The following is a 14,029-nucleotide window of genomic DNA, read 5'->3' on the forward strand; positions in this document are numbered from 1 at the left end:
CTGAACAGAGCTTAGACCCGGAAAAACGAAATCGGCGATCAAGGTGCCGATTACATTCCGCGGGCGCCTTCAAAGCGGCTTTCCCCCAGCGTTTTTTGCACGTATTCGGGCAAGGGTGGAGACGGCAAGGCCACCACCCCGTACCGCGCGGCGCCCCGGGCCGAACCGGCCGCGCGGAAAACCCGCCGCCCCCGCTTTTGCCCGGTGAGCCCCACCGGAATACGGCACCCGCCGCACCGCCGCGCGGCAGGCGCTGCCCGCCGCGGCGAACGGCTGCCTCGGCGGTGCGCGGAGCACTTGCCGAACGCGGTCGCGGGTCCGGCCGCCGAGCCGCGGCGGCCGTGTGGCACGGACCACGCCGGCTGCGCGGACCGCCAGGTCGCGCCGGGGTTTTCCGCCCTGTTAGCGTGGATCTGCCGCACGGTCAAAACGGTCCGCTGTCTGCGGTCCGACCGGTCGGCTTCACCCCTGTGGCACGGATGCTCCGTGGCACGGAATCCGCAATGCGCGGCGGCGTGCACACGCGCCGTCCACGGGCTGCGATACCCCGGTCGGCCGGTCCCTCGGCCGCGCGGGGTGCATCGGAGGGTGTCCGCCCAGCGGCATTCTCCATATTCGGTATTTCATTTCTTATATCCGCAATCGGCGCGTGTCCCCGGTAGGCCATGCCCGGATCCGGTCGTGTCCGCGGCCGGTTTTCCGAGCCTGCCATGCCGCATGGGGATTCCCGGGAACCCGGAACCCGCCGGCGCGAATCCGCCGGCTTCTTCGGGCTGCCCGGAATACCACCGAACGGCGATACCGCTGAACAGCGACCGTGCTGAACCGCGTTAGCGCCATCGGGCCCCAAGCGTGCCGCGCGGACGGACCATCAGCTCCCATTTCCACGTTTTTCGACAGTCCGCAGGAGCCGCAATGTCGGTGAGGATCCTCTCCCTCGCTCTGGGCAATTTCACCGTGGCCACCGGTGCCTACGTCATCGCCGGAATGCTCGCCGACGTCGCCTCGCATACCGGCGCGGGGGTGGCGGCGGCGGGCCAGCTCGTCACGGTCTACGCCCTCACCTACGCCCTGGCCGCCCCGGTGCTATCGGCGCTGTTGGGGCACGGGGAACGCAAGCGGCTGCTCGCCGCCGCGCTGGTGCTGTGCGCCGCGGGCAACCTGCTCACCGCGCTGGCGCCCGGCTTCGCAACGCTCGTGGCGGCGCGGGTCATTGCCGCGGCGGGCGCCGCGCTGTTCGCGCCCACGGCCATCGTGATGGCCGCCGACCTCGCCCCGCTGCACCGCCGCGGCAGCGCGGTGGCGCTGGTGGTGACCGGTTCGACGCTGGCCACCGTGCTGGGCGTGCCCGCCGGCGTCATGCTCGCCGGCCCGCTCGGCTACCAGGGGGTCTACGTCGCCATCGCGCTGCTGGGTGTGGCCGGGCTGGCGACCCTGCGGGCGCTGCCGCGCAGCGGCGCGGTGCCGCGGGTGCCGCTGCGCACCGGGTTCGGGGCGCTTCGGGGCGTGCTCGTGCCGGCGGTACTGGCGGTCTCGCTGCTGGCCTCGGTCAGCGACTTCTCGGCCTACACCTTCGTGGTGCCGATGCTCTCGGCGCTGAGCAGCGCCGGTCCCGGAACGATCAGCGTGCTGCTGGTGGTCTACGGCGTGGCGGGCTCGGTGGGCAACACGGCCGCCGGCTGGCTCACCGACCGCATCGGCCCCGTCCGGGCGATGCTGGCGGCGCTGGCGCTGCTGGGCGCCGGCCTGCTCGTGCTGCCGCTGGTGGGTACCTCGATCGTGCTCACCGGTGTGGCGCTGGCCATGTGGGGCCTGGGCGGCTGGGGGATCCTGCCGCCCGTCCAGGCCAAGCTGATCAACACGGTCCCCGAGGCCGCCGGATCGGTGGTGGCGATCAACGTGTCCGTGGTGTGGCTGGGCATGGGCCTGGGCGGCATCGTCGGCGGCGGTGTCATCGAGGTCGGCGGTATGGGCGCGCTCGCCGTTGTCGGCGGGCTACTCGCCGCGGCCGCGCTGGCGCCGCTGGCCCTTGCGGTGCGTGCGGGCAGGCGCGCCGCCGCACCGTCCCGCGAAACGGCACCGGCGGTGCCCGCTCAGCCGGAACACCCCGCACTCGCCCAAGAGCACGGCCAGGCCGGACAGCAGCCTGAACACGCCGGGCAGCCGGCCGATCGGTGATGTCTGCCGCTGCCGGGCGGGTCCGCCGGTGCTCAGCCGCCCTGGTGGACGTCGACGTGCACGTGGTCGAGGTGGCGCAGGATCTCGTTGGCCGGTTCGGGCGCCACATAGGGCCACCAGCCGCCGCGCGAGCCGCGTGCGTTCCAGATCTCGTCGTCGAAGATCACGTTGGCCACGTGCAGTTCCTCGGCGTGGGCGACGAGCCAGTGAGCCAGGATCCAGCCTTCGCGCCGGTGCTCCTCGGTGACCGGGCGGTAGAAGATGTCGATGGCCCGCCCGTCGTAGTGCGCGGAGTCCTCGCCGTGGCCGGTGGAGAACCCGCCCGGCTCGTAGCCGCCCAGGCTCTGCTCGCCGAACACCTCGCCCATGGCGTCGAGCACGGCCTGGGCGCGCGGAGTCAGCCCGGTCTCGGTCAGCTCCTGGCGTTCGAGGCCGTCGCTGGTCGCGGCGCGGCAGGTGAGGCTGGGTCCGGCGTCGTCGGGCGGCCCGTCGCGCAGCCGGTCCAGCACGGCTTGGTCGATGCCCGAGGTGTCCGGGGCTTCGGCACCGCGGGCGCGCAGCGCCACCGCGGTCGTCGCCAGGCGGGCCTCCTCCAGGCTCAGCATGACCGTTCCCTCTGCCGTTCGTACCGAGCAGGGGGCGGCCCAGGGCAGGGCGGTACGGTCGAGCCCGGCCCGTTCGAGCAGCCACGGTCCTGCAGCCGCGACCCCGGTCGCGCACAGGGCCAGGATCGCCAGGATCACCAGGGCGCGACGACCCCTGGTCTTAGGTGTGGGCATATGCCGGACTTTAGTGCGCCGACGGCTGAAAGTCGCGTCCGGTGCTGAATACGGCCCGTCACTACAGGGGCGGCGAGGCCCGCTGCATCCGGGGTTTCCGGTGTTTCGCCCTGAGCGAACACGACCACGTTGGGTTATCGGTGCAGGCCTGGTGATCGGCGAACGCACCGGATAGGCGGGCGAACCGGTGTGAGAGCCTGCGCACATGGGCCAACGGCCGGGAATAGGGCGCCTGAGGGCGAAGCTGACCGGACATAGGCAACAGACCAGCGGCGCAAGGCCCGCAGTGAGGATGGAGGCTTCCGTGCGCAGATCGGCGGACGAGGCAATCGGTGCGAACGGCCGCCACGCGGCGCGGCTGCCGCGGGAGAGCGGTGTCGCCGCTGACGGCTTCCGCACCGTGATGGCCGAGCACGCGGCCGGCGTGGTCGTGGTAACGGCCGAGGCACCGCACGGGCCGATCGGGATGACCGCAACGTCGTTCACCAGCGTCAGCCTGGACCCGCCGCTGGTGTCCTTCTACATCGACGACCGCTCCTCGACCTGGCCGGGGCTGCGCGAGGCGCCGTCCTTCGCGGTGAACATCCTAGGCGAGGGCCAGCGCGAGGTCGCCGCGCGCTTTGCCACCCGCGGTGTCGACCGCTTCGCACCGCCGACCGTCTGGCAGCGCGGCGCCGACGGCCTGCCGCTGATCGGCGGCGCCGTCGGCCATGTGCTGTGCTTCAAGCACGATGTGCTGGCGGTGGGCGACCACTGGCTGGTGGTGGGCCGCGTCGCCCAAGCCGGGATCTCCCGGCCCGCCGAGCGCCCGCTGGTCTACCACCGGGGCCGCTACGGCCGCTTCTCCGCCTAGTGGCCTGATTGGTGGCCCGGCGCGCTGATGATCATGCAGAAATGCCCGGATTTCAAAGCTGAGACCGGCATTTCCGCATGATCAGCGCCGTACGGCAGTGGCTTCGCCTCAGGGGCAGAGCGCGTCCAGCGAGGTGGCGTCGTCGCCGACCTGGCGGCCCGGCGAGGTGGGGGAGGGCTCGGCGAGGCCGGTGTACTCCTGCCACTCGGTCCGCCCGTCGCCGCTTTCGCCGTTGGCGCCTTCTCCACCGCTTTCGCCGGCGCCTTGCCCGCCGTCCTCAGCGCCCTCGCCGGGCGACGGCGAACCGCCGCCGCTGGGGGCGGTGTCGACCTCGTCGTCGCCGTTGGAATCGCCCTTCTCAGCCGCCGACTGCGCGTCCTCCTGCTCGCTGATCGCGTCGGCGATCAGCTGCCGGACGTTCTTCCAGTCGGGGTGGGCGGTGTTGACCTGGGGCGGCGAGAGCTGCAGGGTCGACATCCGGCCCTCGCTGGTGACCATCTCGGACAGGTCGATGAAGGCCGGCACCTTGGACTGGGGAATATCGGTGCGCAGGGTCTTCTTGGTGGCCCCGGCCAGGTCCTGGAAGCTGGTCAGCACCGTGGTGGGTTCGATCTGCTCGGCCACGTATTTCAGCAGGCAACCCTGCCGGCCCATGCGCGCGTAGTCGTCGCTGTTGGTGCGGCTGCGGCCGTACCAGAGCGCCTCGTAGCCGTTGAGGTGCTGGTCGCCGGGCTCCAGCACCTTGCCCTCCTGGCCGTAGGGGATGGGCTCGTCGATGTGCACGTCGATGCCGCCGACGGCATCGATCAGTGAGGCGAAGCCCTGCATGTCGACCAGCGCGTAGTAGTCCAGTTCGACGTCGACCAGGTTGGCGATCACGCTCTTGAGCGTGTCGGCGGCCGGGTCGGCGGCGGAGGGGTCGATGGCCATCTTCTTCGGGTTCTCGGCGACCGTCTGGTAGACCTCGTTGAGTAGCTGGTCGAATCCGTAGGGCGGCGGGTAGCGCTCGGCCAGCGCGGTGCCTTTGGGGAATTGGGCGTTCTCCAGGTTGCGCGGCAGCCCGATCAGCACGACATCGCCGTGGGTGACATCGATGCTGGCGACCATCATGGAGTCGGTGCGCAGCCCGTAGCGGTTGCTGCCGGAGTCGCCGCCCAGCAGCAGCACGTTGACCCGGTCGCGCCCGACCCACGGGTTGGCGGCGTCGTGGGCGGGCTCGCCGTCGGGCTCGGACCCGAAGACCGAGTTGATGGTGTCGTAGGCGGTGTAGGTGGTGCGCAGCACCGCCGCCGCGGGGGCGGCCACGGCCAGGCACAGGGCGAGGACGGTGAATCCCGCGGCCGCGCGGGCGAACCCGCCCGCGCCGTCGGGGCGCACGATCATCCACGAGTGCACGATCACGGTCATCCACAGCACGGCGACGGCGAAGGTGGCGGCGGCGAAGGTGAACAGCCAGCGCCCCTGGACGGCCATCTGCGCGCCGGCGGTCATGTCGCCGCCCAGCAGGAGCGCGCCCGCGGCGCCGGCGGCGATCAGTACCAGGTAGCACCCCAGGACCAGCCAGCCGGTGGTGCGGCGGCGCATGCGCAGATGCGCGAGTCCGGGCAGTGGTACCGATCCGACCGTCCACAGCAGCGCCCGCCCGGTGCTCGCGGGGCGGGAAACGGTTTTGGGCTCTCCCGACTCCCCCGGCTCCCGTCGTTGTGCCATGGGTTTCCCTTCTAGCCGCCCGTGCCTTGGTGCGCCGATCGAGTCTGCGGTCGCCTGCGGCCTGATCCGCCGCGCGGTCATGGGGCGGAGGTGGGACGTCGCACTACCTGTCCTACCGCACACGGCGCCGAACATGCCGGAGAACAGTGTCTCGCTTTGCCGGAGTTGTTCGCACACGAGCGGTCAAGCACGGCCTGTTTGTTACGTGTCTGGGATGTCGGTATACCAGGCTGAATGTCCGTATCTCCGGGGATGGAGGGCCAAAGTCGTCCTTGTTTCTTTCGTGATCAGTAGTTAACCGTCGCAACAACTGCCATGATCTGGCCGCAGGAGGGGGCGGTGCCCGGGGGGAAAGGGCACCGTCATGTGAGGGAAAGGCATGCAATCGTGCTCGATGCGGTCGATGCCGCGCTCATCAGAGCGCTGCAGGGGGACGGAAGAGCTACTTACCAGGCACTCGCCGACGGCGTGGGACTCTCCCGGACAGCTGTCCGGGCGCGCGTCAAGCACCTCGTGGGCGCAGGGGCCATCAGGATCGTCGGCGTCTTGCACGCCGGCGTACTAGGCATGGAGGTGTTCGCCCATATTTCATTCCGCGTTTCCGGACCTGTCTCCCCGGTGTTGGAGGAGCTGGCCGGCCGCGAGGCCGTGGTGTTCGCCGCGCAGACCGCCGGGCGCTTCCCGGTTGTGGCCCATGTCCGGGTGCGCGACGACGACGCGCTCGCCAAGGAACTGGGCGTGCTGCGCTCGCTGAGCGGGGTGGTCGGGGCCGAGGCGTTCCGCGGCGGTGCCATCGCCAAGGACGCCTACAGCAGTGTGCGCGAACTGCGGGAGATCTCCATCGACCCGCTGGACTGGAGGCTGGTCCGCCATCTGCAGAAGGACGGCCGCGCCTCCTACGCCGAGCTCGCGCGCCAAGTCGGGCTGTCCCAGGCGGCAGCGCGCTCGCGCGTGGTGCGGCTGATCGAGGCCGGCGTGATTCATGTCACCGCGATCGCCGAGCCGGCCCTGGTCGGCGCCAGTGAACAGGTGGGATTCGGGCTGCGCTGCCGCGGCGACTCGGCTGCGCTGGCCGGGCAGCTGGGTAGCCTGTCAGGGGTCTCCTTCCTGGCCACGGGCTTCGGGCGCTACGACATCATCGGATCGGCCAGCGCCGCCGACCGCCCGTCGCTGGTCGAGGCGCTGGAGACCGTGCGCGCCTGTCCCGACGTCACCTACGTCGAGACCTGGGAGCATCTGGCGGTGACCAAGGAGCGCTACGACGGCGACGCCGTCCCGGCGGCCTGAGGTCGATACTCGACACTCGGCACCGCCATCGCCGCCCCGCCGCCGCTGTACGCCGCAGGGCAGGCCCACCGCGCGCCGCCGGGCGTGCGGTGGGGCAGCGGGGTGCGCGGCGGCGGGCGGGCAGGCGTGCCGACCACCGGTACAGGGCGGGGCGGAATGGACGACGAGGCGGCGCCGGGCGCGGCGGGGACCTGGGCGCAGCCGGGAGCGGGAACGCTGCGGCTGCGCGGCCGCGAGTTCGGCCCCGGCCGCCACGCGGTGATGGCGGTGGTCAACCGCACCCCCGACTCCTTCTACGACAACGGGGCGACCTTCGCCTGGCACGCGGCGCTGGAGGCCGCCGACGCCGCCGTGGCCGCCGGCGCCGACATCGTGGACGTGGGCGGGGTCAAGGCCGGCCACGGCGCCCATGTCACCCCCGCCGAGGAGATCGACCGCACCGCCCCGTTCGTGGCCGAACTGCGGGCGCGCCACCCCGGGGTCGTCATTTCGGTGGACACCTGGCGCGCCGAGGTGGGCCGCGTCTGCGCCGCGGCGGGTGCCGACCTGATCAACGACACCTGGGCCGGCGCCGACCCGGAGCTGGCCCGGGTGGCCGCCGCGGCGGGCGCCGGGCTGGTGTGCAGCCACACCGGCGGCCTGGCCCCGCGCAACGATCCGCACCGGGTGCGCTACGGCGACGTGGCCGCCGACGTGGTCGGCACGGTGACGGGACTGGCCCGGCGGGCGGTGGAGCTGGGGGTGCGCCCCGACCGGGTGCTGATCGACCCCACCCACGATTTCGGCAAGAACACCTACCACTCGCTGGAGCTGACCCGCCGGCTGGACGAGCTGGCCGCCACGGGGTGGCCCGTGCTGGTGGCGGTGTCCAACAAGGACTTCATCGGCGAGACGCTGGACGTGCCCGTCAGCGGGCGCGGGCCGGGCACTCTGGCGGTACTGGCGGTCTCGGCGTGGCAGGGGGCGCGGGTCTTCCGCGTGCACGACGCGGCCGCCGCCCGCGCGGTGCTGGACACCGTCGCCGAGCTGGCAGCCGGCCCCGGCCAAGGGCGCTCCGCCGGCGCCTGCCCCGGTGGGGGCCGCACGGTGTAACCGGCGGTAACGTTTTTGGTGTTCGCTCGCCGCACGTCTTGCGTTCCCGTTAAGTTACCAACGAGTATATGGACAGTCGGGTCGCAGGGAAGAGCCCGGTGCTCCCCCTGCAGCGCCGCCCGCGCCGGGGGATCGCCGCCCCGTTCGGGCGGCGGGCAGGGCGGTCAGGGCCCGGACCTGCCCGCCGGGTGCGGTTGCAATGGGAGGCTGACGTGGCGCTTGCGGACACCATGACCGCGATGGGTACTGCCGCGCTGACACGGTGCGGGGCCCAACCGCTGGGGTCGCACCTGTTCGCGGTCTGGCCGGGGGCGTCCTTCGCCGCCACGGCGCTGCCCGTGCGCTGCGCACCGGGTGACAACCTGGCCCTGCACGTCGCCGTCGCCCAGGCGCCGCCCGGCACCGCCCTGGTCGTGGACGTCTCCGGCGAACCCGAGTACGGCTACGTCGACGAGATCCTGGCAGTGGCGGCGAGCATGCGCCGCCTGGCCGGCATCGTCCTCGACGGCTGCGTACGCGACGTCGCCGCCATCGCCCGCACCGGACTGCCCGTCATCAGCGCCGGAGTCTCGGTGCGCACTCCCGGCCACGACGCCGGCGGCGAGGTCGGCCGCCAGGTGCTGCTCAACGGCGACCAGGCGCCCGCGCCGGTGCGCCGCGGCGACTGGATAGTCGCCGACGACGACGGCGCGGTGTGCCTGCCGCGGGGGCGCGCCACCGCCATCGTGTCCGGCACCGTCGAGGCGGTCGACGCCGACCAGCGGGTCGTCGACGCGCTGTGCGCCGGCGAGAGCACGCTGGACCTGCTCAACCTGGACCCTTCGCGGGTCGCAGGCTGGGAAGGCGCGGGCGCCGCCCCGCGCAACGGGCGGCCGCACCCGCTGCGGGACGGCCGCAGCGGGCTGGTCGCCGCCGCACGGGGCCGCTCGTCGCCCGGGGGCGCAACGGGCTCGGCCTGAGCACAGCCGCACCTGCACGGCCGGCCCGCTGCTACCGGTTCACCGCTGCCGGTCCGCCATTGCCGGCTTGATGGCGCTCGACATGGGTGCGGAAATCGCGCGGAGGGCGCCCGGTGACCCGTTCGACGGTGTCGGTGGTGCGGTCCTCGGCGCCTTCGGCGATGAGCCGGTCCAGCCCGGCGAGCACCGCGGCGAACTCCGCCGGAAGGAACCGCTCCAGCCGGTCGCGCATCTGCTCGTAGGTCAGCCGCCGGTGCGTGACGGTCCGCCCGGTGACCTCCGACAGCACCGCCGCGGCGTCGTCGTAGCTCAGTGCCGCGGGTCCGGTGATCACCAGGTCGGTGTTGGGGGCCCGCTCGTCGGTCAGCGCCCGGGCGGCGACCGCCGCGATGTCGTCGGCGTCGACGAAGGGCACCCGCCCGCTGTCCGCCGCGGTCCGGATCTCGCCTTCTTCGCGGGCGGTTCGGGCGTGTACGTGGTCGCCGGTGAAGTTCTGCATGAACCACGACGGCCGCAGCACCGCCCACTGGTCGAACACATCCGGCAGGGCCGCGTGCACCTTGCCCGTTGCAGGGCCGCCGGCGGGCACGGCCGAGGAGCTGAGCAGCACCGCGCGGCGCACGCCGGCCCTGCGGGCGCGTTCCAGGAAGGGCAGCACGGTATCGGCGGGTGCGGCCGCGCCGATGGGCGGGACGACGTAGACCGCCTCTGCGCCGTCCAACGCGGCGTCGTGGGTCGCGGGGTCGTACCAGTCGAAGCGGACCGCTTCGGTGCCGGCGGCTGCGGCGTGCGGGCCGCGGGCGGCGGCCCGGACGCGGTGGCCCCCGGCTGCGAGCAGTGCGGCAACGCGGCTGCCGGTGGTGCCGGTGGCGCCGATGACGAGTGCGGTGGTGGCGGAGCCGGTCACCGGTCGCTCCCTGCAAAGTCGGCCGCCGCACCGTGTTCGGTGAGGACGAGCGGGTTCCAGTAGTCGCGGTAGCGGGTGATGCGGCCGTCGGCGAACGACACCACGGCGATGTAGGTCATGTCGAAGGGTGCGCCGGTCTCGACCAGGGTGCCCAGCGCGCGCATCTCCACGACGATGGTCGCCGGGTCGGCCATCTCGTGGATCTGCAGTTCGGGGAGTTCGCGCATGTCGATGTGGTCGGGATAGGAGCGCATGTAGTCGGCGACGGCGGCCTTGCCCTCCAGGCGCTTGGGCCAGCCCTCGGGAGCGAAGGGGAACTCGAAGACGCCGTCGTCGGCCCAGAGGTCGACCCAGGCGGGGATGTTCTTGTCGAGCAGCAGTTGCAGGCCGTGGCGGAACAGCTCCGCCGGTTGTGTCGGTGCGGTCACCGGAGTTCCTTCCCGTAGAATACGGACTTGCGGTCCGTTTTGAAATATACGGACCGCGGGTCCGCTTATGCAAATCGGGAGGGAACCCCGTGTCCGAGCGCAAGCCCCGCGCCGACGCCGCACGCAACCGCGAGGCGGTGCTGGGGGCGGCCGATGAGCTCTTCGCAACCTGCGACCGCCCCGAGGACGTGAGCATGGCCGACATCGCCGCCGCCGCGGGGGTCGGCAAAGGCACGCTTTTCCGCGGCTTCGGCGACCGCACCGGACTGATCATGGAGCTGTACCAAGCCCGTTCCGCGCCGCTGCGCCAAGCGCTTGAGGACGGACCGGCGCCCCTGGGCCCCGCCACCCCGCCCGCCGAGCGCGTGCCCGCCGTACTCGACGCGGTCCTGTGCTTCAAACTCGACTACCGCCACCTCACGCTCGCGCTGGAGGGAGCCGGGCTCGGCAGCCCTTACAGCGCGGGCCACTACGAGGGGTGGCACTCCGTGCTGCGCGGCATGCTGGACGGGATCCCCGGCTTCAGCGGAGCCGGATTCGCCGCCCACGCACTGCTCGCGGCGGTGCGCGCCGACCTCCTCGACCACCTGGTCGGCGCGGGCCACTCCCGGGAGCACCTGCGCGCGGAGTTGGCCGCCTACACCGCCAAGGTCCTGGCAGGTGCTGGCACGGGTACGGGTACGGCGCCCGCCGCCGGCGGAGGCACCGGGCGGTGACCCCCGCCGCGGCGCGGGCGCGGGAATGCGGACACGGATACGGACGCCGATACCGGCACCGGCGCCGGCACTGATACACCCCTCAGGGCTGGGGCCCCACGCCCGCGGTGCCGTCCTCCACCACGAACGTCGCCCGGGTCGAGACCGGCGCCCCGGGCCGGGTCACGTAGGGCACCACCCGGAAGTCGGTGCGCCACTCCGACGGCGACAGCGAGCACCGCACGTAGCCGCGCTGCTCGTTGACGAACCGGAAGTGCGGGTTGGCCTCCAGGAACAGCCGCCCCTCGTCGCTGATGTCCGAGCCGTCGCCGTTGGTGGTGATCGAGGTGCCCACGAACTCGGTGGCGACCGTCGGCGCGTTCTCGTCGCGGTAGTCGGCCTTGAGGTCGGCGGCGTAGTTCTGGTGCCGGTCGCCGGTGACCACCACCAGGTTGCGCACGCCCTGCTCGGCAGCGGCCTGCAGCACCCGCTCGCGGTCGGCCGCGTAGCCGTCCCACGGGTCCATCCACACGGTGGCGCCGTCGCCGGGCTGGTTGTCGGTCTGGGTCATGGGCGACTGGTTGCCCAGTACGTGCCAGCGCGCCTGCGAACGGCCGAATCCGTCGATCAGCCAATTGCGCTGCTCCTCGCCCAGGATGGAGCGGTCGGGGTCGAAACGCTCGGGGCAGTCCTCGACCAGCCGCCCGCCGCAGGCCTGGTTGTCGCGGTACTGGCGGGTGTCGAGCATGGTGAAGTCGGCCAGTCGGCCGTAGCCCACCCGGCGGTGCAGGCCCATGTCGGGGCCGTCGGGCATCGAGGAGCGGCGCAGCGGCATGTTCTCGTAGTAGGCCTGGAACGCGTCTGCGCGCCGGTTGCGGAACTCCGCCGGCGGGTCGTCGTCCTGGGAGACCTCGTCGGCCCAGTTGTTGTCGACCTCGTGGTCGTCCGGAGTGACCAGCCACGGGAACCGCCCGTGGGCCTCCTGCAGGTGGGGGTCGGACTTGTAGAGGGCGTAGCGCACCCGGTAGTGCTCCAGCTTGGTGGTCTCCACCAGCAGGTGGTCGGGCACGTTGCCGCGCACCTCGGACTCGATCGGGTACTCGTAGATGTAGTCGCCCAGGTGCAGCACCAGGTCCAGGTCCTCCTGGGCGAGGTGCTCATAGGCGGTGTAGTGGCCCTGGTCCCACTTCTGGCAGGAGGCGAACGCAAAGGCCATCGAACCGGTCATCGACATCGGCGGGGGAGCGGTGCGGGTCCGCCCGACGGGGCTGAGCTCGCCCATGGCGCGGAAACGGTAGAAGTACTCGCGCGCCGGGCTCAGCCCGGAGATCTCCGGGTGGACGGAATGCCCCAGTTCGGGCGATGCGACCGCGGTGCCGCGGCGCACCACGCGTCTGAACCGGGCGTCGAGGGCGACCTCGTACTCGACGTCGACGGATTCGGCCGGCATTCCGCCCATTCCGTCGGCGGCCAGCGGGTCGGGGGCCAGGCGGGTCCACAGCACGAACCCGTCGTGGGTGGGCTCGCCGGAGGCCACGCCCAAGGTAAAGGCAAAGCCGGTCTTGGCTTTGTCGGCGGAGGCCGGATGGGACGAGAACAGCCCGGTGCCCAGGGCGACGGCTGCGGCCGAGGCCGAGCCGATTCCGAAGAACCGGCGCCGACCGAAATCAGCGGGCGTACGGGCCTTGGCGGGGCGGGCGGAGGGGGAGGCGGGGATGGAACGGCGCAGGGTGGCGGACAAGTCGGGACCTCCAGCAGGATCAGGCTGCGGATCGGAATGACGTCCGCAGGCGATGGTCCGGCCCCGTCATGTCCGCAGGTAGAGGCTACGGACACGCTCTGATGAAGTCCCGATGACACTCCGTTGCCCATGGGTGGTGCCCGGTGGGTCCCGGAAGGCCGTCAATGCCGCTGGTCTGGGGAAATGCGCCGCACCACCTGCTCAATGTCGGGTTGGCGCAAGGCAATGTCGGCGATCGGGTACCGCGCCGTGACCTGGGCGAACACCGCCGCCGGGTTACCGCGCAGCTCCAGCCACTGGCGCGGGCCCTCGACACCGGCCGTTCGCGCACCGGACACCTCGATGGGCGGATGTGTCCCGTCCGGATCCACCACCAGCGTCCGCGGCGAGGGCGCGGCGGGCGTGCAGGCCCGGCCAGGTCGCCGTCCGGCCGGAATGTCCCGGCCCTGTGGAACCATGCGCGGCATGGAACATGAAACGTCGGATCCCGCTGTCGATTCCGTTAAGACCATCCTGCGCCGACTGCAACGTTGGGCAGACGACTCGCAATGGGTCGGCCGGGTGGGAGATCTCGTGGTGGCCGGCGACGACAGGGTGATGTGGACAGACCCGAAGCACTTTATGGACGGAGGATTCAGGTACCCGGCTCCTCCGGGCACGCACCCGGTCTACGCGTCGGCCTACGATTCCGGTGAGCACGAATCGCCGCACTTTCCCGTGCACATACTGGTCCTGCCCTTTGCGCCCTGGGAGCAGGTGGCCGACGCGCAGTGGAGCCACTTCAACGACGATTCGGGAGCGTGGGTAGAGGACTGCGCGTTCCTGTGCACCGACCGGTCGGAGGATGCGGCGATCAAGCGCTGGTTCGAACGTGAGAGCGAGACCATTCCCTGGATGGAGGAGGCGGCGGGTTCCGCCGACGTCCTCGCCAAACCGGGAAACTATCCCAGTGTGATCGCCGATCCGAGTTCCGGGGCGAACGTTCTCGTGTTTCCTGTGACATGCGGCTTCGTCGATGCGGAAGTGGCGCGGAACGAGGACGGCGACCTCCTCGCCCTGGTCATCTGGGCCGAAGACAGCTGATCTCCGAGCCGACCGAACGGTGTTCCGGTTCCAATGCCGGCGTCGGCACCGGTAGGGCTATCGGTCCTCGTGAGGGGTACCTCCCCGCTCAAGAGGGTGACACAAAAGTGGTGGGACCTTTGGGCCCCAGATAGCCGACGATCTCGCCCGCCGCCACCTGGGAGGACGCGTTGATTTCCCTGGTGCCGCCGGGCGATATCACGCGGGCGCGGCGAGTGCCGGTCACGGGTTTTCGCCGCCCACGGCTCACCGCCGGCTAGATCGTTGATGGGAGTTTCCCGAACCGGCTGCGGGCATGGCGAAGGGCGCCGAAGATC

Annotated in this window: 13 protein-coding genes; 7 read left to right on the plus strand and 6 right to left on the minus strand. The window is 71.7% G+C overall.

What is annotated here, in order from left to right; genetic code table 11:
• Window positions 1-915: 915 nt before the first annotated feature.
• On the plus strand, window positions 916-2,178 hold the full coding sequence (locus tag ACYVD5_RS03475; protein ID WP_460999406.1) for an MFS transporter: 1,263 nt from the start codon (window positions 916-918) through the stop codon (window positions 2,176-2,178).
• Between the two features lie 32 nt (window positions 2,179-2,210).
• Here ACYVD5_RS03475 and ACYVD5_RS03480 read toward each other — a convergent pair whose 3' ends face one another.
• Window positions 2,211-2,957, minus strand: a complete 747-nt coding sequence (locus ACYVD5_RS03480; protein ID WP_460999407.1) for a hypothetical protein — start codon at window positions 2,955-2,957, stop codon at window positions 2,211-2,213.
• Window positions 2,958-3,261: 304 nt separating this feature from the next.
• Between ACYVD5_RS03480 and ACYVD5_RS03485 the strand changes: the two genes are divergently transcribed.
• Window positions 3,262-3,810, plus strand: a complete 549-nt coding sequence (locus ACYVD5_RS03485) for a flavin reductase family protein (protein ID WP_460999408.1) — start codon at window positions 3,262-3,264, stop codon at window positions 3,808-3,810.
• Window positions 3,811-3,918: 108 nt separating this feature from the next.
• Here the strand turns inward: ACYVD5_RS03485 and ACYVD5_RS03490 are convergent, their stop codons facing one another.
• Entirely contained in the window at window positions 3,919-5,520 is a 1,602-nt protein-coding gene (locus tag ACYVD5_RS03490; protein WP_460999409.1) for an LCP family protein, read from the minus strand.
• Between the two features lie 387 nt (window positions 5,521-5,907).
• On the opposite strand from ACYVD5_RS03490, the gene ACYVD5_RS03495 reads away from it, so the two are divergent.
• The 3 genes from ACYVD5_RS03495 to ACYVD5_RS03505 all read left to right on the plus strand — a co-directional run bounded on the left by ACYVD5_RS03495 (window position 5,908) and on the right by ACYVD5_RS03505 (window position 8,858).
• The gene (locus ACYVD5_RS03495; protein WP_460999410.1) at window positions 5,908-6,807 is read left to right on the plus strand and encodes an Lrp/AsnC family transcriptional regulator; all 900 of its coding nucleotides are present in this window, start codon (window positions 5,908-5,910) and stop codon (window positions 6,805-6,807) included.
• A 156-nt stretch (window positions 6,808-6,963) separates the two neighbouring features.
• Window positions 6,964-7,899: a dihydropteroate synthase gene (folP, locus tag ACYVD5_RS03500; RefSeq protein WP_460999411.1), complete on the plus strand. Its 936-nt coding sequence runs from the start codon at window positions 6,964-6,966 to the stop codon at window positions 7,897-7,899.
• 239 nt (window positions 7,900-8,138) lie between these two features.
• Entirely contained in the window at window positions 8,139-8,858 is a 720-nt protein-coding gene (locus tag ACYVD5_RS03505; RefSeq protein WP_460999423.1) for an RraA family protein, read from the plus strand.
• Between the two features lie 31 nt (window positions 8,859-8,889).
• On the opposite strand, the gene ACYVD5_RS03510 is transcribed toward ACYVD5_RS03505, so the two are convergent.
• Together ACYVD5_RS03510 and ACYVD5_RS03515 are read right to left on the minus strand one after the other, a co-directional pair.
• Window positions 8,890-9,765: an NmrA family NAD(P)-binding protein gene (locus ACYVD5_RS03510; protein ID WP_460999412.1), complete on the minus strand. Its 876-nt coding sequence runs from the start codon at window positions 9,763-9,765 to the stop codon at window positions 8,890-8,892.
• Window positions 9,762-10,193 (minus strand): nuclear transport factor 2 family protein, encoded by a 432-nt coding sequence (locus ACYVD5_RS03515; RefSeq protein WP_460999413.1) that lies wholly within the window; start codon window positions 10,191-10,193, stop codon window positions 9,762-9,764. The genes ACYVD5_RS03510 and ACYVD5_RS03515 overlap by 4 nt, the downstream gene beginning before the upstream one ends.
• 89 nt (window positions 10,194-10,282) lie before the next feature.
• Here ACYVD5_RS03515 and ACYVD5_RS03520 point away from each other — a divergent pair, with 89 nt between their 5' ends.
• On the plus strand, window positions 10,283-10,909 hold the full coding sequence (locus ACYVD5_RS03520; RefSeq protein ID WP_460999414.1) for a TetR/AcrR family transcriptional regulator: 627 nt from the start codon (window positions 10,283-10,285) through the stop codon (window positions 10,907-10,909).
• Window positions 10,910-10,991: 82 nt separating this feature from the next.
• On the opposite strand, the gene ACYVD5_RS03525 is transcribed toward ACYVD5_RS03520, so the two are convergent.
• Window positions 10,992-12,629 carry an alkaline phosphatase D family protein gene (locus ACYVD5_RS03525; protein WP_460999415.1) on the minus strand — a complete coding sequence of 546 codons (1,638 nt, stop codon included), beginning with the start codon at window positions 12,627-12,629 and terminating at the stop codon, window positions 10,992-10,994.
• 161 nt (window positions 12,630-12,790) lie between these two features.
• A complete protein-coding gene (locus ACYVD5_RS03530) occupies window positions 12,791-13,096 on the minus strand; it encodes a hypothetical protein (protein WP_460999416.1) in 306 nt (101 codons plus the stop codon).
• Here ACYVD5_RS03530 and ACYVD5_RS03535 point away from each other — a divergent pair.
• Window positions 13,095-13,712: a hypothetical protein gene (locus ACYVD5_RS03535; protein ID WP_460999417.1), complete on the plus strand. Its 618-nt coding sequence runs from the start codon at window positions 13,095-13,097 to the stop codon at window positions 13,710-13,712. The genes ACYVD5_RS03530 and ACYVD5_RS03535 overlap by 2 nt on opposite strands.
• Window positions 13,713-14,029: the final 317 nt, after the last annotated feature.

The organism is Streptomonospora sediminis, assembly GCF_054778995.1.